At 34.5% G+C, this 21,238-nt stretch carries 21 protein-coding genes; 1 reads left to right on the top strand and 20 read right to left on the bottom strand.

The features are described 5' to 3' along the window. Positions 1 to 235: 235 nt before the first annotated feature. Positions 236 to 412 carry a hypothetical protein gene (locus COE53_RS23830; protein WP_175403482.1) on the bottom strand — a complete coding sequence of 59 codons (177 nt, stop codon included), beginning with the start codon at positions 410 to 412 and terminating at the stop codon, positions 236 to 238. A 158-nt stretch (positions 413 to 570) separates the two neighbouring features. Here COE53_RS23830 and pdaB point away from each other — a divergent pair, with 158 nt between their 5' ends. Beyond that, entirely contained in the window at positions 571 to 1,338 is a 768-nt protein-coding gene (gene pdaB, locus COE53_RS04280; protein ID WP_098947496.1) for a polysaccharide deacetylase family sporulation protein PdaB, read from the top strand. 21 nt (positions 1,339 to 1,359) lie between these two features. On the opposite strand, the gene COE53_RS04275 is transcribed toward pdaB, so the two are convergent. The 19 genes from COE53_RS04275 to COE53_RS04185 all read right to left on the bottom strand — a co-directional run bounded on the left by COE53_RS04275 (position 1,360) and on the right by COE53_RS04185 (position 21,188). After that, entirely contained in the window at positions 1,360 to 1,947 is a 588-nt protein-coding gene (locus COE53_RS04275) for a KinB-signaling pathway activation protein (RefSeq protein WP_069033631.1), read from the bottom strand. A 192-nt stretch (positions 1,948 to 2,139) separates the two neighbouring features. Continuing rightward, the gene (locus COE53_RS04270; RefSeq protein WP_098947495.1) at positions 2,140 to 3,201 is read right to left on the bottom strand and encodes an Mrp/NBP35 family ATP-binding protein; all 1,062 of its coding nucleotides are present in this window, start codon (positions 3,199 to 3,201) and stop codon (positions 2,140 to 2,142) included. Between the two features lie 466 nt (positions 3,202 to 3,667). Then, the gene (gene cwlD, locus COE53_RS04265; protein ID WP_069033629.1) at positions 3,668 to 4,378 is read right to left on the bottom strand and encodes an N-acetylmuramoyl-L-alanine amidase CwlD; all 711 of its coding nucleotides are present in this window, start codon (positions 4,376 to 4,378) and stop codon (positions 3,668 to 3,670) included. 58 nt (positions 4,379 to 4,436) lie between these two features. Next, positions 4,437 to 4,868 (bottom strand): DUF2521 family protein, encoded by a 432-nt coding sequence (locus COE53_RS04260; protein ID WP_069033628.1) that lies wholly within the window; start codon positions 4,866 to 4,868, stop codon positions 4,437 to 4,439. 211 nt (positions 4,869 to 5,079) lie between these two features. Beyond that, positions 5,080 to 6,348: a saccharopine dehydrogenase family protein gene (locus COE53_RS04255; protein WP_098947494.1), complete on the bottom strand. Its 1,269-nt coding sequence runs from the start codon at positions 6,346 to 6,348 to the stop codon at positions 5,080 to 5,082. A 164-nt stretch (positions 6,349 to 6,512) separates the two neighbouring features. Continuing rightward, a complete protein-coding gene (locus COE53_RS04250) occupies positions 6,513 to 7,838 on the bottom strand; it encodes a phage portal protein (protein ID WP_098947493.1) in 1,326 nt (441 codons plus the stop codon). Between the two features lie 221 nt (positions 7,839 to 8,059). Then, complete coding sequence (locus tag COE53_RS04245; RefSeq protein ID WP_098947492.1) at positions 8,060 to 8,992, bottom strand: response regulator; 933 nt, start codon at positions 8,990 to 8,992, stop codon at positions 8,060 to 8,062. After that, the gene (locus tag COE53_RS04240) at positions 8,989 to 10,302 is read right to left on the bottom strand and encodes an ATP-binding protein (protein WP_483295420.1); all 1,314 of its coding nucleotides are present in this window, start codon (positions 10,300 to 10,302) and stop codon (positions 8,989 to 8,991) included. The genes COE53_RS04245 and COE53_RS04240 overlap by 4 nt, the downstream gene beginning before the upstream one ends. A 114-nt stretch (positions 10,303 to 10,416) precedes the next feature. Further along, complete coding sequence (locus tag COE53_RS04235; RefSeq protein ID WP_142350392.1) at positions 10,417 to 12,111, bottom strand: NAD-dependent malic enzyme; 1,695 nt, start codon at positions 12,109 to 12,111, stop codon at positions 10,417 to 10,419. A 232-nt stretch (positions 12,112 to 12,343) separates the two neighbouring features. Further along, a complete protein-coding gene (aspA, locus tag COE53_RS04230) occupies positions 12,344 to 13,780 on the bottom strand; it encodes an aspartate ammonia-lyase (RefSeq protein WP_091024988.1) in 1,437 nt (478 codons plus the stop codon). An 18-nt stretch (positions 13,781 to 13,798) separates the two neighbouring features. Beyond that, complete coding sequence (locus tag COE53_RS04225) at positions 13,799 to 15,070, bottom strand: cation:dicarboxylate symporter family transporter (RefSeq protein WP_069033622.1); 1,272 nt, start codon at positions 15,068 to 15,070, stop codon at positions 13,799 to 13,801. 372 nt (positions 15,071 to 15,442) lie between these two features. Continuing rightward, positions 15,443 to 15,835 carry a 30S ribosomal protein S9 gene (gene rpsI, locus COE53_RS04220; protein ID WP_056467505.1) on the bottom strand — a complete coding sequence of 131 codons (393 nt, stop codon included), beginning with the start codon at positions 15,833 to 15,835 and terminating at the stop codon, positions 15,443 to 15,445. A gap of 21 nt (positions 15,836 to 15,856) precedes the next feature. Continuing rightward, on the bottom strand, positions 15,857 to 16,294 hold the full coding sequence (gene rplM / locus COE53_RS04215) for a 50S ribosomal protein L13 (protein WP_056467502.1): 438 nt from the start codon (positions 16,292 to 16,294) through the stop codon (positions 15,857 to 15,859). A gap of 157 nt (positions 16,295 to 16,451) precedes the next feature. Then, a complete protein-coding gene (gene truA / locus COE53_RS04210) occupies positions 16,452 to 17,195 on the bottom strand; it encodes a tRNA pseudouridine(38-40) synthase TruA (RefSeq protein ID WP_069033621.1) in 744 nt (247 codons plus the stop codon). Between the two features lie 12 nt (positions 17,196 to 17,207). Beyond that, positions 17,208 to 18,002 (bottom strand): cobalt ECF transporter T component CbiQ, encoded by a 795-nt coding sequence (cbiQ, locus tag COE53_RS04205; protein ID WP_069033620.1) that lies wholly within the window; start codon positions 18,000 to 18,002, stop codon positions 17,208 to 17,210. Then, positions 17,999 to 18,865, bottom strand: coding sequence for an energy-coupling factor ABC transporter ATP-binding protein (locus COE53_RS04200; protein WP_098947490.1), 867 nt, complete (start codon positions 18,863 to 18,865; stop codon positions 17,999 to 18,001). The genes cbiQ and COE53_RS04200 overlap by 4 nt, the downstream gene beginning before the upstream one ends. Then, entirely contained in the window at positions 18,841 to 19,683 is an 843-nt protein-coding gene (locus COE53_RS04195; protein WP_091024993.1) for an energy-coupling factor ABC transporter ATP-binding protein, read from the bottom strand. Before COE53_RS04195 ends, COE53_RS04200 begins: the two co-directional genes overlap by 25 nt. Before the next feature lie 113 nt (positions 19,684 to 19,796). After that, the gene (gene rplQ / locus COE53_RS04190) at positions 19,797 to 20,159 is read right to left on the bottom strand and encodes a 50S ribosomal protein L17 (RefSeq protein WP_056467487.1); all 363 of its coding nucleotides are present in this window, start codon (positions 20,157 to 20,159) and stop codon (positions 19,797 to 19,799) included. Positions 20,160 to 20,243: 84 nt separating this feature from the next. Beyond that, entirely contained in the window at positions 20,244 to 21,188 is a 945-nt protein-coding gene (locus COE53_RS04185; RefSeq protein WP_056467484.1) for a DNA-directed RNA polymerase subunit alpha, read from the bottom strand. Positions 21,189 to 21,238: the final 50 nt, after the last annotated feature.

Here is a 21,238-nt window from a genome sequence, read left to right as displayed (position 1 = left end):
TAGTTTTCAAAGTTCACTTTATCGCTCGTAAGCGACTTTTTAATATTACCATTTCGTAATATAGCCTGTCAACATTTTTTAAAAATTATTTTTTAATTTGTTGAATCAGTTTTTGTTGTCGTTGAAGACAAGAAATAATATACCACGTATTCAAATATAACGTCAACACAAAAATTGATTTTTTTTAAAATCTTTTTCATGGGATAAATGTACAAGCCTATTTAAGCGAATTCTCCTATAACGGTAATCTATTATACACTTCGTTTAGGATTTTCTTCTTTTGAATCATTTCATTTCTAACTCTACCATTTAAATTATGCGATGATAGCTCTTTATCTAATTCATATAGCGAACGTATTATGAGTGACTCGATCTCTAATACATGCTCCTTATTTAGAAGTATTCCAAACATAACCCCCACCCCATAGCACTTTTGGTTTAATTCGATTTTAAACCCATTATTACTGTTCTAAATACTTAAAACATTTAATCATTTCGTTTTATAGCATACAAGCTTACTAAATCTCATATCCTTTATATAAGAACTTGGACAAGAAAGAAGGCGATTTTATGCTTTTTTACTTTTACATCACTTCAAAAAGAAAATTAAAGCAATTTTCTTTAATTACTATTATTGCATTTTTTACAGCTTGCTTAGTTTATATACAAGCACCTAAAACATTTTCAACTTTTTCAACAAACAAGGGGCCAATGGCAATTTACAAAGGTGATGCCTCACAAAAAAATGTAGCTCTTACTTTTGATATAAGCTGGGGCGATGAAAATGTACTCAAAGTTTTGGACGTATTACGAAATCAAAAAATTACGAATGCCACTTTTTTCTTATCTGCATCATGGGCAGAGCGACATCCAGAAATCGTTGAAACAATCGTTAAACAAGGTCACGAAATTGGAACACTTGGGTATCGTTATAAAAGCTACACCCAGCTAACTCCAGTTGAAATGCAAAGAGATTTAAATAATTCAGCAGAAGTATTTAATCGTCTAGGTGTAAAAGACGTTAAGTTATTTAGACCACCAAATGGTGAATATAATAAAGAAGTTATAAAGCTTGCTGCACGGAACAATCTTTCTGTGATACATTGGAGTGTTAATACTGAAGACTGGAGAAATCCGGGAACAAATAAAATTGTTAAAACCGTAGAAAATAATACTAATCCGGGCGACATCATTTTGCTTCATGCAAGTGATTCGGCACTTCAAACGCCAAAAGCATTGCCATTAATTTGGTCCTACCTAAAAGACGAAGGATATAAAAACATAACTGTTTCTCAAATGATATCTAATACTAAAACCAATATTAAAATTGTAAAATAAAAAAGCTAAGAGATATTTCTCTTAGCTTTTTAGTATTTTGTGTAGAGTTAATAACTGATACGCATTACAAATAAATAAAGGTACTAACATTAAAATTAACCACGAAAGATCATTTTGTCTTAATGCTGGGACCCATTCAACGATTGTAACGACAATCATAAAAAATAATGCTGGAATAAACGCCCCTTTGTTTGTTTCTTTCATTTTTATATAAGAAACAATCAAACTACCTACCAAAAGCACTATTGGGAATATTAAATATAAAGTAAAAGCTTCTCCGTGCGCATACTCTTTAAATCGAAAATAAGCTAAATCAAATAAAGCAAATATGATTAACACAATTTGAACTGTATTCCATAATGACTTAAATAAGCCTAATCCGAATCTATGTATCGTCAAATATGCAAAGAATCCCATCTGACTTACTGCACTGAATACTAATCCTAATATAAATAAAAATGATACTTCTACTAGAAGTTTAATAAATCTACCATCTTGAACATAACTTAAGTACTCTTTATACCCATAAAGCATACCCGTTACGATTGTTGCGATTCCACCAACTAGTAATGTTGTTAAAAATAATCGAACCAATTTCCGACTCGTCATTCGTTTCTTAATCCCCCGATTTCACAAAGCTTCTGATTTTCTTCTAAAATTAACGATTCATATAAAACTTTATTAACTATTTAATCAATATAAATACCCTAATAATTTAATTCATGTCTAAATATTATCAATGGTTATCGTATAACCATTGATAACAAAAAACAAGCATATAAATTAAAAGGGTATTGTTTATTATTTATTTAATACGATTTTTTCGACTACTTGATTAGCAATCGACGTATAGATTTTACCAGTTGGGTGATCTTTATCATATATTGAAGGAGCAAAGTCCTCTTCATCCCAATCAGGCTGCTGTAAAGGTAATTGTCCTAATAGAGTTGTTTGAAGCTCTTTTGCAAGCCTTTCTCCTCCACCTTTACCAAAAACATACTCTTTTTCGCCCGTTTTTTTACTTTCAAAATAACTCATATTCTCTACAACACCAATAATTTCATGATTTGTTTTTAATGCCATTACTCCCGCTCTAGCTGCAACAATTGAAGCTGTAGGATGTGGTGTCGTTACAATTATTTCTTTACAAGATGGTAACATGCTATGAACGTCTAACGCTACATCTCCTGTACCTGGTGGTAAATCTAGTAATAAATAGTCTAAATCTCCCCACTCAACTTCTGTGAAAAACTGTTGTAGCATTTTACCAAGCATTGGACCTCTCCAAATAATTGGTGAATTATCTTCTACAAAGAATCCCATTGATATGACCTTTACTCCAAAACGATCAACTGGAATGATACGCTCACCTCTGATCACAGGTCTTGTCGTAATTCCCATCATATCCGGTACACTAAAGCCATAAATATCAGCATCAATTATACCTACTTTTTTACCTAATCTTGCTAAAGCAACAGCTAAGTTTACAGAAACAGTTGATTTTCCTACTCCACCTTTTCCACTTGCGATTGCTAAAAATTGAACTTTTTTATTATCTAATAGTGAAAGTGTTGAGTTTTCTTCATTGTTTTCAATAAACTGACCTTTTTCTTCTTCTGTAAGTTCAGTAAATCGAATTCCAACAGTATCGGCACCATTCTGCTTTAATAACTGAACAATTTGTGTTTGAATTTGCATTTGTTCAGCTGTCCCCGTTTTCAACAATGCAATTTTAACGCTTACATGTTTCTTCTCTTCTTTAATCGATATTTCTTTAACAGCATCTAATTCTGCTAATGATTTATTTAAAAATGGCTCATTAATTGTACCTAAAAGTGATAATACTTGTTCATTGGTAAGCATATTTACACCTCGTTATCTTAATATACTAAATAGTATAACACATGTATCATAGTTAGTCTTAAGTAACATTAATTAGTTAGTAAAAATGAAAACCACCGAATAATTCGGCGGTTCCTTATCGTAGACGAAGTCCAAAAAATTTGATTTTCAAGCTAATTGAATACGTTTGTCTTTCCAGGCACGAAGTTTGTGCGGAGCAGAGTTACCTTAAACGGTAATGAGCACTGTAAACAGCCAAAGTAACGAAGAAAGCGAGCGTTTTGCCGATAGTTTGAAACACCGATTGATTCGGCGGTTCCTTATCGTAGACGAAGTCCAAAAAATATGATTTTCAAACTAATTGAAAACGTTTGTCTTTCGAGGCACAAAGTCTGTGCGGAGCGGAGTTACCTTAAACGGTAATGAGCACCGTAAGCAGACGAAGTAACGAAGAAAGCGAGCGTTTGCCCATAGTTTGAAACACCGATTAATTCGGCGGTTCATTTTTATCTGTATAATATCTAATAACCCCTCTATATATAGCTGCAGCAAGTTTATCTTGATATTCTTCATCTCTTAACTGCTGAGTTTCTTCATAATTTGATAAAAAGCCAACTTCTACAAGCGCACCTGGTACTTTGGAATATTTCATCAAATAAACATGATTAATAATTTTCGCTAATCGATGAGTATTATTTAGACTTTCCCTTAGCTCTGCTTGGACGTATTTTGCAAATCGCTCATTTTCAATTAATGAACCATAATAGAATGTTTGTGCACCTTTTGAAGATGTTCTTGGTAAGGAATTTAAATGAATTGATATGTATAGGTCTGCGTCCGATCCATTAATAATTTCTACCCTTTTCCTTAAATCAACGCTTTTTCTTCTACTATATCCTTTCATTCCATCCTCTGCTAGATCGTAATCTCCATCTCTTGTCATAATAACCGTTGCGCCTTGACCTTGTAAATAATCCCTCAGTTTGTTTGTTATTGACAGAGCAACAACTTTTTCAATAACATCTCCACCTGAAGCACCTCCATCTGGTCCACCATGCCCAGCATCCAACACAATCACTTTTCCATCTAGAGGAAGTCCTCTAAAATTCCATGTCTTTGAAGTTTTTTGTAATAAAGGTATACTCAAAATCAAAAAAACAAAGGTTACAATGATAACGATTAAGTGCCATCTTTTCATTTTTTCTCCCCCTGATTGTCCTATAAAAAATATATGGGACAACTAGGAAGAATATGACTTACTTTGATAAACGAAGTCTATGTCTTCTTTCTCCTTTTACATATCCATCTAACCACCAATTATTTAAAAAAGATTTACATCGGTCAAACGGTTCTGTTTGAATATCATCCTTACGACCAAATACAGAAGAATAAAATAAATAAGCTAACCATTCAGATTCTTTAGCTGATCTTCTTTTAACATTCTCAATTGGTTCACCATAAAAACCAAAACGGCTATATCTTGCACCCAATAAATATGTTTCTACCGCTAACTCGAAACAGTAATCCTCTCTTGCTTTTCTTTGGTTAATGTCTGCGTCTATACAGTAGGAAAACGAATCCTTTAATTGGGCTTTTAATTGCATTATTTTTAGTTCTTTTAATAAACTCTTTTCAAATTTAATTTGCTTTGCTCTTCTTTTTTCTCGGAAATTTGTTATAAGATTCATGATGAAACCTCCCCGTAGCCATAGTCTAAGACGAAAAGGTGTGCTTCATTCAAAAACTACATACTTAATTTCTTCCATAAAAAAATAGTAATTTTCACAAAAAACAAAGATTTTATATAATAGAAAATTTTCAAGACTTAAATGGTTTACTCGTAGTTAAATAAAATAAAAAGAGGGGTCTTTAAAAAACTTCCTACCCTCTTTCGCATTTTTAATGATCGAATGTTTTCATTCTTTGTAAAAGTAATCCATCACTTTTTTCATTTTCTCCATATACAAACTGAGGCATATGATATTTTAAATACTGTCCATAATTACTATTTGTATTTAATACTAACTCATCTACAAAGTAGGCACCTTTTGCTACAGAATCCAAAAATAAACTTGCAACTCCTGCATAAACTCCGCAAGCGACTTGAAGGTAGGTTGCATTTGTACCGTAATTAGTGAATGAATCTTTATTGTTCATCACATTATAGATATAGCGCTCTTTATCTTCGTACACAAGTAAAACTCCAACTACGTCCTCTCCTACTAATGGAGCTGTTGAAGGATCTAGAAGCTTTTTATCAAAACCCAATATTTCGTCAGTGTTTTTTAAATTATTTCTAATTAGATTTGTTGTATGCTCATTAACACGATACACAAAACCGCTTTCTAAGTTGAACAATTTGCCAATAATAAATACTTCTTCATGTGGCATAAGACAACCATAAAAGACTTTTTCCCCCAATGTTACTTTAAACTCAACAGAATAAACATCATCATACAAGAAGATGGGAATATTTTGTTTAACAAACATAGGAAAGCTTGTGACTGCCTCTTCTAGGAAGCAATCTGGGGACCATGTGGTGTAAATTGTTTCTTTTTGAGCGATTGAAGGGTTTTCATAAAAAGAATTATCATGTTCAACAATGTAACATGCAAGAGGTTTTTCGAAAGGGAATTGGTTCATTAAATCGATTGCCATCCATTGCACAATCCCAGGATTCATTCCTGAACCAATAATTGCTGTAGTATTTTTAAACTTTCGTTTATTTTCCTCGAAGATACGTAAACGTTCTTTAAGTGGGAACCCAGAACTAATGCTTTCATCCTCATCTACTATTTCACTTTCTAAAGCAGTGTTGACATATTTCACACCAAACTCATTACAGCAGCGCAACATTTCAACAGAATCCGCTCTAGAAACATCAACTACAATAACTGTATTACTCTCTATGAGATGTTTTTTCATTAAATCAATATTATTAACATTCATTTCATGAAATGTAACGTTTTCTATTAGGTTAGGAATAATCCTTTCAAAATAGGTTAACTCTTTCTGTTTCAAATCAATTAAATGAAACCTGGCATTTTTTATTATCTGTTGGAGCGGATCATTTGGATCTTTTGCCGCTTTATTAAATATAGAAAGCACTGCCTTTGCCACTCCGCCAGAACTACCTAATAGGGTAATAATCGCATCTTTTTCAAACATATAAACAACTCCATAAATTGGTTTAATATTAGCTTTTACTTTACTATATGAACCAATAGAAAAAGTGTTCGGACAAGTATCCTATCTATCTAACCTATGCCAACTTTCTAATTGAAAAAAAAAAAGCCTAACTAATAATTAGTTAATAGCTCTATTTTATCTAATTAACTATTTTTATCGTCTGTTTCTGGTTTTTCTAACAGTTTCTTCTGTTGTTCCATACAAAACTCTTTAAATTGTTTACATTCTTCTAAACACTCTTGTCTGCATTTTTCAATTTCTTCTTCGCGTTTCTTTTCTCTTTCAACGCGCAACTCAAATTCTCTATCTCTTTCTTTCTGATCGATTGGAGCAGTATCCGTTTTTAGCAGTGGAACATCTCCTCTTTGGATTGGTCCGATTCCCATTAAGGAACGCCATTCATTAGGAGTTAAGGAAGCTCGTTCTACCATAATCGAAAATGCTAATTTTGTTGCAATTGATGCAAATTCTAAGTTAGATGCTTCAAAAACGATCCGATTACCATTTTTTCGCTCCGCTGGAGTAAAGAATTTACGTGTAAATTCATTATTCAGCTGGATGACTAATGGATTAATTACGGCTTCATTATACGCATTCCATTGGTCCTCGTTAAATGTACTCTGTACTATGTTTTCATTCGTATTAAAAAACATAAGGATTCGTCTAATTGCATCATTAGTTCTTTGGGGCTCTGGTGCATAGTTACTTGCGGGTACTTGTTGTAAAGTGTAAGTTGGCTCCGAAAAACCTGCTTTTACACCATCTCCTGTATATTTCATATAATTGTTTACAAACTCATTCGTATTCTTAATCAGATCATCTTGATCTAGTACTTCCTTAAAGTTTAATAACCAATTCATAAAACGATTGTTACTTACATTATTGACGATACTGTCATCTACTGAATCAATCACTTCTAATAAAGGAAGTAAAGGATCATATGGGGGCGTTCCAAATAGATCATTACTATTAAAATCTTTTCTTAAATGAATGATATCGCTATAAGGTAAAATTAGTACATTTTTGGTTTTGAATGTGAATTTTAAAAAGATCAAACCTTGATTATTTTCGAGCACTTCAACCTTCGTGCAAGGAATAGGAAAAATAGCGGTAGGATAGCCAAAATCATTTCGCTTTATAAATGCGAACGCATTACTATTTAGGTCAAGCTGAGTTACCATTTTCTCTAAAAGTAATTGCCTAGACATAAATGGATTTGGCTCTTGCAGTACATTATAAATCCATGGATCAGGGTTAATCTTGCATTCTCTATTATTTTCTCTAACATGCGTTACTTTTAGTTTTCCAATTGCATTAGCTTTAGGTCTAATACATGCCCTGATCACATCATTTTTAAATAATGTATCGCCTAATGTTAATTGGCCATCCCCTTCATCATTTAATAACTCAAAAGAACTAGTACTTGATTGAAAATTCATTTTACCCATTATCCAGTCGATTAAGCCCAATGTACATCACCCCTAACCTAGATGGCCATAGGTATAATTTATTAAGGTATATTATTTTATTCTTTTAAAACTCTTCTATGCTACAATTCAAGAATGAATTATTAGAATTTTTTAATTTTTAATCATTTTAGAATATGAGTATACTATCTAGTTTATTCCAGAAAGTAATCATATACAAAAAAGCCCTCAAAAGCGTTTGAGGGCCAGATAAAATTTTATTATTAATATCTTTCAACTAAAAGTTGTTTCGATTCAAAGTATAAAACTTGTATAAATTTCTTTGCATTAATGCGAGTATGCGTTGATGAAGCCAAAGATGCTTGCTTCAATTCACTCATTCTTTGACGAACTGTTTCAAAATCAAAAAACTTTGAAGCATAATTTTCAAATTTAGGGTTCGCAAAATCTGTCAGTCCTATTGATGCCATATGGTTTAAAGATTGATAAATTGCCCTACGAACTCGTTGTTCTGATGATTTCCTTTCCCGCTCAACGTCTTCTGGAGAATTTACAATCCCTAGCTTTTTCAAACTGATGTGAGTGTATATATCCTTTAATGTAGGAAACCCTGCCTCTAAGCCCAAATTCGTTTCATATTCATAGAGGTAATTGAGCATATCAAGCAAGTCCTTGCTCCCATTTTCTCCAGCTATGCCAAGTTCTGATAATAGAACTTGTCCCCAATCTGTAATTTTCTTTTTATCAGATACTGGATTATGTTGATTGATTGAATTTACATCAAAAACATTACTTAATGACTTTTGAATATCAAGAATCGATCGCTCAAGTCGAATTCGCTCCAAGACCTTTCTAACAACCGATATCACTTCAATTTTGTTCAACGGCTTAGTAATGTAATATTCGATACCAAGAGAATAAGCTTCTCCGATCAATTCTTTCGACTCCACTTGAGAAATCATAATAATTTTCCCTTTGAATGAAGATCCCATTCTCCGTATTGTTTCTATACCGTCCTGAAGAGGCATTAATAGATCAATAAATAATATATCAACATGATTTATTTCGAGTGTATTTGTATCTAAAAAAAAGCCGTCTTCCGCCTCACCAACCACTTCACCTAACTCTTCATCCTCTATGATTTGTGATAACATCGATCGAAAGACTTCATCATCATCTGTGATATAAAAGTTCATAAATTCATCCTTTCTAAGACGAGAGCTCCGATTGGTAGTCGGATCGTAAAAATACATTCACTCTCTTTTTGATTGAGAAGAACTTCTCCTCCCAGTTCTTCTGCCATTTCTTTGATATAGGATAAACCGATTCCTGTAGAAGGGGTTCCATCATCGCTATATTTAGAAGTAAACCCAGGTTTAAAAATAAGCTTCATATTTTTTGAAGGAACTCCAGGTCCATTATCAATAACCTTACATTCAATCCAATCTTCAACTTTTTCTATTGATAAGAGAATTCTCCCTTTAAGCTCTATAGCTTCAACTGCGTTCGCAACTAAGTTATTAATAAATGATAGCATTAAATAAATATGATAGTGCGGATGTTCTCCTTTTATATGAGAAACAAACTCAATTTTTTTTCCTAGCATGCCTGCATATTTTTGATTAATTCGTATAACCATTGTAACTAAATCATTTACACTCATATATTCAGGCAAACTTTCACTAGTAATTAGTTTAGAAAGTCCAGCGAAAATTCTTTGGTTATCCTTTTTTATTTCATGAACCTCTCCTGCAATTCTTAAAGATTTGCTACCCCATTTTTCGATTGGAACGCCTAAATCTTGTTTGTACTTACTCATGTCTCGATATAAATTGTAGGATTCTTTTGTTATTGTTTCGGCATTTTGTAATGTTTTTTTCAAATAAACAGACTCTACGTACAAATTGGATAAATGCATAAGCATATTTTCATTCTCTTTACGAGTTTGTGATTCCTTCAGTTTTAGTTCGTAAAGCTTCATCATATTGATAAATGCTAATACAAAAAAACTTCTAAACACCGCAATAATAATAATTTTGTTTAACTCATCCACAGTAAGTGAAGATCCCATTCCATAAAGTTGCAGTATTAATTCGATTAAACTAGAAGTGATCTCAATCGTAATACCGAAAATTCCTATTAGCATAGGGTGCTGAAACTGATTTACTTTTAATAAATAAAAGAAAACGGAAAATGAAAAATAATATAAAAAAGTAGGAAATCTGACCGAAAAGGATGAAGCAAAATTAAAATCTGTCAATACTAACCAATCTAGTCCAACACGGAATACAAAAACAGATATGCCTATTAACAGCCCTATTAGAACAGAATGATAATTCCTAAAATACAATAAAGAAAAGAAAAAAATTGGGGTTCCAAAACTAACACGAAATATATTATCAAATGGATGAAAGTTTAGTTCACCGGCTATCGGAACAATAACCATAAGTGCAATAACAATCCAGAAATCTTTACCTTGCAATCCTTTAGATTTCAAATCCGCCACTTCCTGATTTTTGCTACTAGTATATCGTCTTGTTGTTATTAACACAATGATCCTCCATACTACTAAATTTCATAAGAAAATACAGCTTGATAAAACAAGCTGTATTTTTTATTTTTATATAGTGACCAATTCTTTAGTAGCTTTAATAGGTCGATATGCAGGCTCCCACATAGCGTTACGTACAGCTTGCTCAATATCGTCGTGTACAACTCGAGCTACCCCGTCAGCAACTGCTGCTTTTGCTACTTCAATCGCAACTACTTCTGAAATAGTACGTAGATTCTCAATTTGAGGTAGTAATGGTGCACCTAATTTACTTACATCGATCATTTCCGCTACAGCTTCTGCTGCCGCTGCAAACATTCCATCAGTAATAATACTTGCGCGTGAAACATTTGTTCCAAGTCCTAAGCCTGGGAAAATAAGAGCGTTATTTGATTGACCAATTACATAAACCGTTTTGTTATATGTTACTGGAGCAAAAGGACTTCCTGTTGCTACCAATGCTCTTCCTTCAGTCCACTTGATTAAATCAGAAGGTTTTGCTTCTGCAAGTGGTGTAGGATTGGACATCGGTAAAATTACAGGTCTTTCAACATGTGCTGCCATATCTCTTACAATCTCTTCTGTGAAAGCACCGGCAACAGTTGAAGTACCAATTAAGAGCGTAGGATGAACTTGGCTTACAACTTCTGCTAGGCTTGCACCTGAATTATTTTCCTCGATAGGGCGTGCATATGGTTGTTGGAAGTCGAACAACCCTTCCATATCCTCTGCAAGCAATCCATTTCGGTCAATACACCAGAATCTGCGGTTTGCTAATTCGAATGAAAGGCCTTCACGTACCATTGCATCACGTACTTGATCTGCTATTCCAATACCTGCTGCTCCTGCACCGAATACAACTACACGATGTTCACTTAATGGAATACCAGATGCATTCACTGCCGCTAGCACAGCTGCAAGTGATACAGCTCCTGTACCTTGAATATCATCATTGAAAGTACAAACTTGGTGACGATACCTATCTAAAATGTTTCGCGCATTTTTAGAGCTAAAATCCTCCCAATGAAGTAATGCATTTGGGAATTTTTCGACTGCAGTCGTTACAAACTTATCAATAAACGCATCATATCGGCTATCGCGAACGCGAGGATGTCTGTTTCCAACATAAAATGGATTATCTAGTAGCTCTTCGCGATCAGTACCGACATCTAAAATGACTGGTAATACTCGTGCTGGATCAATACCTGCCGCAGCTGTATATACCGCTAATTTACCGATTGCGATATTAATACCTCCAACTCCCCAGTCACCAATTCCTAATATTCCTTCACCGTCAGTAATAACGATTAAATCAATTTCATCTGCATTTGCGCCATAATTATCAAATGCTTGTTCGATACCATCTTCTTCATTAATCGATAAATACAAACCACGAGGTCTTCTATATTCATTACTATAACGTTGAATCGCTAAACCAACTGTTGGTGTATAAACAACAGGAAGCATTTCTGGTAAGTGATCAGTTAGTACTCGATAAAATAACGTTTCATTACGATCATGTAAAGCTGATAATGCAACATTTTTATGCAAATCAGTAGGTTGTGACGAGAATTGCGCGTAAGCACGTTTAGCTTGCTCCTCCAGCGTCAGTACAGCTGGCGGTAATAATCCTGTTAAACCTAATTCTTTTCGTTCCTCTTGAGTAAATGCAACTCCTTTATTAAGCATTGGCACACCTAATAATTCGGCACCTCGCAAGGTAGTCTCCACTTCACCATTCGAACCTACCTTGAATTTATGCATATAATCCCATCCCTTATCTATCTATTTTATTTTATTTTTATCTTTTTTAGTTAAGCAAAAAAGGGCTTTTCGCCCTTACTTTGTAATAATTAATTGTCAAACTGATTTAAAATGACTGTTCTTTCAATGTGCAAAGCCAGAAGCGGTGCTAAATTTACATACATGGCGGTATAAGCACCGCAAACAGGCTAAGCAACATAGAAAGTGAGCGTAAATCAGAAGGCTGACTGTTTTATTGACGCTCTAAAAGAACTGCACCAGCAATACCAGGGTGAGTCATTTCAAATGGATCTAAAATTAAATCAAGTTCTTCTTCTGATAATACGTCATATTTTAAGCAAAGTTCACGAATTGGTTTTCCTGTTAGAATTGCTTCTCTAGCTATTCTCGCAGCAACTTCATAACCGATATGTGGATTAACCGCTGTGATTAGACCAACGCTCTTTTCTACATATTCTTTCATTCTGTCTTCATTCGCTTCAATTCCTTTTAAACAATTATCTGTAAACGCACGGAATGCATTATTCATTATGTTAATTGATTGAAGTAAATTAAATACTAGAACAGGCTCCATAACGTTTAATTCTAATTGTCCTGCTTCAGACGCTAAACAGATTGTATGATCATTACCGATTACTTGGAAAGCAACTTGGTTAATTACTTCTGCCATTACAGGATTTACCTTACCTGGCATAATAGATGAACCTGGTTGACGAGCTGGCAATGAAATTTCACCAAGTCCTGCACGTGGGCCTGAAGCCATTAAACGTAAATCATTCGCAATTTTAGACATATTCATCATACATACTTTTAGAGCAGCCGATACTTCTGTATAAGCATCAGTGTTTTGAGTAGCATCAACAAGATGCTCAGCTCCAACAAGTGATAATCCGCTTATTTCAGCAAGTTGCTTAACAACTAGTTCAATATAGCGTGGATCTGCATTTAAACCAGTCCCAACCGCTGTAGCTCCCATATTTACCTCATATAAGTGCTGACGAGATTGTTCGATACGTTTTATATCACGACCAAGTACTCGAGAATATGCTTCGAATTCTTGTCCTAAACGAATCGGTACTGCATCTTGTAAGTGAGTACGGCCCATTTTAATTACATGGTCAAATTCTTTTGCCTTTAAGTCAAATATATCACGCATATAATTCATTGTGTTTAATAATTTCTCTAACATATTTAAAGTCGCGATATGAATTGCAGTTGGGAATGCATCATTTGTAGACTGCGACATATTTACATGGGTATTAGGACTAATGCAGAAATAGTCACCTTTTTCTTTACCTAGAATTTCAAGCGCACGATTTGCAATAACCTCATTTGCATTCATATTCATTGATGTCCCTGCGCCACCTTGGATAGGATCAACAATGAACTGATCATGCCATTTGCCCTCAATAATTTCTTGAGCTGCCTCTGCAATCGCTTTACCATTTCCTTCATAAAGGCGTTTTGTTTCTACGTTAGCAAGTGCTGCTGCCTTCTTTACAATTGCTAAAGCTTTAATAAGCTCTTCGTGAATTTTATAACCAGTAATAGGAAAGTTCTCAACTGCGCGTAATGTTTGGACACCATAGTAGGCATCTGCAGGAATTTCTTTTTCCCCTAAAAAATCTTTTTCAATGCGTATGTTTGGTTTAATTTCAGTAGCCGCCATTTGTTTTTTCTCCCATCTTTACGCAACTTTTGATTCCTTAATAGACTCAATATATTGTTGCGCTTTCTCTTTATCGTATTCGCCTTCCCATTTCGCCATCGTAATGGCCGCTAACGAGTTTCCTAATACATTTACTGCAGAACGAACCATATCTAAAATACGGTCAATACCCGCAATTAATGCGATTCCTTCTAAAGGTAATCCCATTGAACCTAGTGTAGCCAGTACTACTACGAACGATGCACCAGGGACACCGGCCATACCTTTTGATGTAAGCATTAGTACAAATAATAATGTTATCTGCTCCATAAATGACATGTGAATATTGTACATCTGAGCAACAAATAATGCAGCAAGAGCTTGGTAAATCGCTGAACCCGTTAAGTTAAATGAGTACCCTGTCGGTATAACAAAGGATACAATTGCTTTTGGACAACCCATTTCTTCCATCTTTTTCATAATGTTTGGAAGTACTGCTTCCGAACTTGCTGTTGTAAATGAAAGAATCAGCTCTTCCTTTAAAATCTTCATTAGTGTAAAAATATTCGTCCCTGTCATTTTAGCATTAATACCTAAAATAACAATAGCAAAAAATGCCACAGTTATATAAACAGCTAAAACAAGTTTACCAAGTGGTAATAAAGTACTTACACCAAACTTTGCAACTGTTACAGCAATCAACGCGAAAACCCCAAACGGAGCAGTTTTCATAACTTGATTTGTAACCCAAAACATCGCTTCTAATACGCCTTCAAAAAATCCAAGAACAGGCTTCCCTTTTTCCCCTATCGCTGCTACTCCTAAACCAAATAAAACAGAGAAGAAAATAATCGGCAATAAATCACCTTGTGCCATTGATTCAAATACATTTTTCGGGAAAATATGAACAATTGTCTCTGCAAAACCACTTTGTTGTGTTGCCGTCGCTGTTTGTTCATATGCTGAAATATCACCTTTTTGCAGATGAGTCATATCCACGCCTTTACCTGGGTGGAATAAATTCGCTGCAAGCATTCCAATTCCTAGTGCAATCGTCGTAATAATTTCAAAATAAAGAAGTGTTTTTCCTCCAAGTTTTCCTAGCTTCTTTATATCCCCTACACCTGCTACAGCTACTACAAGAGCTGAAATTACAATTGGCATAACGATCATTTTAATTAAATGAATAAAGATATCACCAATCGGTTGAATATAAGATATTGCCTTTTCGTTTCCGTATACTAAAGCTCCTACAACAATACCTAATATAAGAGCAACAAAGATTTGCGTAGCTAATCCAAATTTCTTCATATAAATCCCCCTTGTTAACGCTTTCATATATATAAATGAAATACATAACTAATTTTAAATGCAAACCTACAAAACAATACAAAAACCTACAAACGCTCTTAAAATAATTATAAAAAGTTTCAAAAAAGCTAAATGCTTGACCATTATTGAACAATGAGGAGAGCAAAGAATAGAAGTGCGAGTAAAAAAAACCGTTTCATTTTGGAATAACAACAGGGATGCAACAATCAAAGGAAAGATCAGAGAAAAGGAAGCAGTTGAGTGGAAGGATTGAACATAGGAATTTCAATTATATATATGATGAATAAACCCGCAAAATAAAAAAACTCCTGTCCACAAAGTGGAGAGGAGTTTTGAACGTATAAATAAAAATTAACGTTTTGAGAACTGAGGAGCTCTACGTGCACCTTTAAGACCGTATTTTTTACGCTCTTTCATACGTGCATCACGAGTTAATAATCCAGCGCGTTTTAAAGTTCCGCGGTATTCAGGATCAACTTGTAATAATGCTCTTGAGATACCGTGACGAATTGCACCAGCTTGACCAGTGTATCCACCACCGTTAACGTTTACTAAAATATCATAGCTACCTAATGTTTCAGTTGCAACAAGTGGTTGTTTAACAACTTCTCTTAATGCAGCGAATGGGATGTAATCTTCAAAATCACGACCGTTAATGATAACGCGTCCTTCGCCAGGAACTAAACGTACACGAGCTACTGAGCTTTTACGACGTCCTGTGCCATAGTATTGTACTTGTGCCATGTGAATGCCCTCCTTTTATAATTATCCGCGAAGTTCGTAAACTTCTGGTTTTTGTGCTTGGTGTGGATGCTCGTTACCAGCATACACGTGTAACTTTTTAATTTGAGCACGTCCAAGACGTCCTTTTGGAAGCATACCTTTAACAGCTAACTCAAGCATTTTAACTGGGTAGTTAGTACGCATTTCTAAAGCTGTACGCTCTTTTAAACCACCAGCATACATTGTATGACGGTAGTAAATTTTATTGTTTAATTTGTTTCCTGTTAATTCAACTTTCTCAGCATTGATGATGATTACGTTATCACCTGTATCAACGTGTGGTGTGAAAGTTGGTTTGTGCTTACCGCGAAGTAAAGTAGCTACTTCAGTTGCAAGACGACCTAAAGTTTTTCCTTCAGCGTCTACAACGAACCACTTACGTTCAACTTCGCTAGCTTTTGCCATATAAGTTGTGCGCATTCTATTTTCCTCCTAATACAATATACATAAAGTAAAATTGTTTTTATTGTTTATCTTTAACACGACTGGTTCCGGGGCTAATCGTGGTTCTTAAAACAATACCGTATTTAATATTAAACTTTATACCTTCTAATGTCAAGCAAATGTTACACCAGGATTAGTTGTTATAATCAACTTTCCATAAAAAAAGTCCATTAGGCGGTGAAGTCTTGCCAGCCTTGGCTCGATCACGTGCTAACAATGCGTTTTTAACACTTTTTACATCACGCTTTCCTTGCCCTACTTCAATTAATGTTCCAACAATTATTCTTACCATATTATAAAGAAAACCATTTCCTTCAAGAGCGATGACAATCCCCTGATCTGTTTTATTAATACTTCCTTTATAAATCGTTCGTACTTTGTCCTTTATATCTGTATTTGATGCACAAAAGGAACTAAAATCATGAGTACCTAATAAGCATTCTAAAGCTTCTTGCATTTTAGCAATATTTAAATCAAAAGGAAAAAAATAATGATGGTTTCTGGAAAAAACATTTTCATCTTTTTCATTCCAAATAAAATAACGGTATTCTTTTCGAACGACGTCAAATCTAGAGTGAAAATGATCATCGACGATTTCTACAGATCTAACATTAATATCTTTAGGCAATTGTGCATTTAACGCTCTTTTCCATTGCTCTGGTTGAAGGGCATATTCACTATCAAAATGAATTACTTGTCCTACTGCATGTACCCCTGTATCTGTCCTACCAGATGCATGGATTCTAATTGGAATACCTTTGTGCATTTTTGTTAGAACCTTCTCAAAATCTGTTTGGACTGTTCTCTGATTAGGTTGAACTTGGTAACCATTAAATAGTGTGCCATCATATGAAATTATACATTTAATTCGATTCATAACTTATCTCCATTACTTACGTAAAAACAATAATAGTAAAAATAATATCAGTAATACAACAAAACATGCTGTATCCCGTACATGCCACTTCATAATGCGAAACTTTGATCTTCCATCTCCGCCTTGGTAACCTCTAGCTTCCATCGCAACTGCTAAGTCTTCAGCCCGTTTAAATGAATGAATAAATAATGGAACAAGTAAAGAAATTAATGCTTTTAACCGGTCTTTTATAGGTCCTGAAGAGAAATCCACTCCTCTAGACGATTGTGCCTTCATAATCTTTTCAGTCTCTTCCATAAGCGTTGGAATAAAGCGTAGGGAAATTGACATCATTAAAGCCATTTCATGCACAGGTAGACCAAACCTTTTAAATGGATTAAATAATGACTCAAGTCCATCGGTAATTTCGATTGGATTTGTTGTTAATGTCAGTAAAGTAGTAATTGAAACTAAAAGAAAAAATCTCAAAGATATATAAATCCCTTGAATAATTCCTTCTTTATGAATTTCGACCCATCCAAAATGATAAATTAGTGGTCCCTCTTTATTTGTAAAAACATGCAATAAAAACGTAAACACTGCTAATAACCAGATTGCTTTTAATCCTTTTAAATAATAATTAAGAGGTACTCTTGATAGCAATACTGTTACAATTGAAAATAAAAATAATATGCCGTATGTTATAAAATTATTTGCTAAGAAAACGATACAAATAAAAATGAACATTGTAAGAAGTTTTGCTCTAGCATCTAGACGATGAATAAGTGAATCGATTGGAATATATTTTCCGATAATTAGACTATTCATTTTGTTTCCCCATTATAAAGATTCGCTATATAATTAGCGAGCTGTTCGATTGTTAAACTTGTAGCTTTTTCATTAATGCCTAATTTTTGATTTAGTTCTTGGTGGAATTTTAAAGAAAGTGGAATCTGTAATCCAATTTCCTCTAATTCCTTTTCATATGAGAACACTTCTAAAGGGCTTCCCTTTAAATACGTAGTCCCTTTTTGAAGCACATGGATCGTATCAGCATATCTCGCTGCATCTTCCATGCTATGCGTCACCAAAATGATCGTCAGGCCCTTTTCTTTATGCAATTGGTAAAACATATCCATTAAAGCCTTTTGACCACTAGGATCAAGACCAGCAGTTGGTTCATCCAAAACTAAAACCTCTGGCTCCATTGCTAAAACACCTGCAATAGCAATCCTTCTCATTTGACCACCACTTAATTCAAATGGTGACTTTATTAAATATTCTTCACTTAAGCCTACTTTTTCAATTAGATCTTTAGCTCTTTTTTTTGCTTCTTCTTCAGATACACCAAAATTCATTGGACCAAAGCAAATATCTTTTTCTACAGTTTCTTCAAATAATTGTTGCTCAGGAAACTGAAAAACTAATCCTACTTTTTTTCTTAATGATTTTAAATTCTTGTTTTTTTTATCTGGCAAAAGGGTAATATCGTCTATTTTAGCGATGCCCTCTGTTGGTTGTAAGAGGCCATTTAAATGTTGCAGAAAAGTAGATTTACCTGAGCCTGTGTGACCAATTACAGCATAATATGACCCATTTGGTATCGTAACATCAATATCATAAAGAGCACGATGCTCAAAAGGTGTCTTCGGCTGATAAGTATAGCCTACTTTTTCAAAAGTAATTTGCATAATTCGCTCACCAAGCTTTCTTGCTCTAGATGGTCTTGTCTCAAAGGTAAACCTTTTTCGATTAATAAACTAGAAAGGTTATTTGTAAAAGGAGATGCTAATCCTAGCGACTCTAAAGAAAACTCTGTTTTTAAAAGCTCTTCTGGAGTTACGCTTTGAACTAAATGACCATCATGCATAATTAAAATACGGTCTGCATGTATTGCTTCTTCTATATCATGAGTAATTGAAATAACAGTCATATTAATGTCTTTATGTAAATCACGTATTGTCTCGATTACTTCTTTTCTACCGAAAGGATCTAACATCGATGTAGCTTCATCTAATATTAATATACTTGGTTGAATTGCTAATGCTCCTGCTATTGCTACTCTTTGTTTTTGGCCTCCAGAAAGAGAGTGTGGCTCATGGAGTACAAATTCATTCATATTGACGATGTTTAAAACTTCTTCAATTCGACGATCCATTTCTTTTTTCTCAATTCCATGGTTTTCTAAACCAAATGCAATATCATCTATTACTGTTGTGCCTACAAACTGATTATCAGGATTTTGAAATACCATCGCTATTTTCTTTCGCACGTCCCAAATTGTTTTTTCTGATAAGCTAATTTCCTCATCAATCACAATTTGACCCTCTTCGGGTAATATTAATCCATTTAAAAGTTTAGCTAATGTTGACTTTCCTGATCCGTTTCGCCCAACTATAGCAATCCATTCATTTTCTTTAATAGTAAATGATACAGAATGAACTGCATTTGATTGTGCCTGTGGATATTTAAAAGATATGTTATCTACTTTAATACTATCTTTTCTCATTTGTTCACCTATAATTTCTCATTGTTTATAGATATATAATAGTCTAAAAGTAAACAGAAAAAAAGGGCAACGACATGTTTACAAGAAACGTCGAGCCCTTTTGTATTCGAATATTAAACTAATTCGATAACAACCATTGGTGCAGCGTCTCCACGACGAGGACCAATTTTTGCGATACGAGTGTATCCACCTTGGCGCTCAGTGTAACGAGGAGCGATGTCAGCAAATAATTTTTGTAAAGCGTCTTGACCGTTTTCAGCGTTAGCAACTTCATTACGGATGTAAGCAGCAGCTAGACGACGAGCGTGTAAGTCTCCACGTTTACCTAAAGTAATCATTTTTTCAACAACTGAACGTAACTCCTTCGCACGAGTTTCAGTTGTTTGAATACGTTCGTTGATAATTAAATCAGTAGCTAAGTCACGTAACATAGCTTTACGTTGTGAGCTAGTACGTCCTAATTTTCTGTATCCCATTTCTAGTTCCCTCCTTTGTAAGTAGTATCAAAATTGGGTCATATAGACATGAAGAGAACGCCTCTCCCTTTATCGAAGCTACAATCAGTCTTCTTTACGTAGGCCTAGACCTAACTCTTCTAACTTATGTTTTACTTCTTCTAAAGACTTACGACCTAAGTTACGTACTTTCATCATGTCTTCTTCTGTCTTATTCGCAAGCTCTTGTACAGTATTAATACCAGCTCGCTTTAAGCAGTTATATGAACGAACAGAAAGATCAAGTTCTTCAATCGTCATTTCAAGGACTTTATCTTTTTGATCTTCTTCTTTTTCAACCATGATTTCTGCATTTTTAGCTTCGTCAGTTAAACCTACAAAAATGTTTAAGTGTTCAGTAAGAATTTTTGAACCAAGTGCGATAGCATCCTTAGGTCCAATACTTCCGTCAGTCCAAACATCAAGTGTTAACTTATCGAAATTTGAAACCTGTCCCACACGTGTATTTTCAACTTGGTATGTGACACGAGACACTGGAGTGTAAATCGAGTCGATAGGAATAACACCTATTGCTTGATCCTCTCTTTTGTTACCATCTGCAGGGATGTATCCACGTCCACGTCTAGCAGTTAGACGCATACGTAAATGAGCATCTTTAGCAAGAGTTGCAATATGAAGATCTGGATTTAGAACTTCCACATCGCTATCATGCGTAATATCGGCCGCAGTAATTGGCCCTTCACCGCGTACATCAATTTCTAATGTTTTTTCTTCATCTGAATAAATTTTCAGAGCAAGTTTTTTAACATTAAGGATAATTGTTGTAACGTCTTCTACAACACCTTCAACTGTAGAGAACTCATGTAACACGCCATCAATTTGAATAGCAGTTACAGCGGCACCAGGAAGTGAGGATAAAAGGATACGACGTAAGGAGTTACCTAGCGTTGTACCATATCCACGCTCAAGTGGTTCAATAACGAATTTACCATATTTGGAATCGTCACTGATCTCAACCGTTTCGATTTTCGGCTTTTCGATTTCAATCATTTTTTAAACCCTCCTTCAAAACGTCGAAACCCTCGGTTAGACCATGCTAA

This window comes from Bacillus sp. AFS029533 (assembly GCF_002585125.1).
Taxonomy (GTDB): Bacteria; Bacillota; Bacilli; order Bacillales; family Bacillaceae_G; genus Gottfriedia; species Gottfriedia luciferensis_B.
The sequence above is the reverse complement of the archived record's forward strand: the minus strand, read 5'-3'. Positions and strand labels throughout refer to the sequence as shown.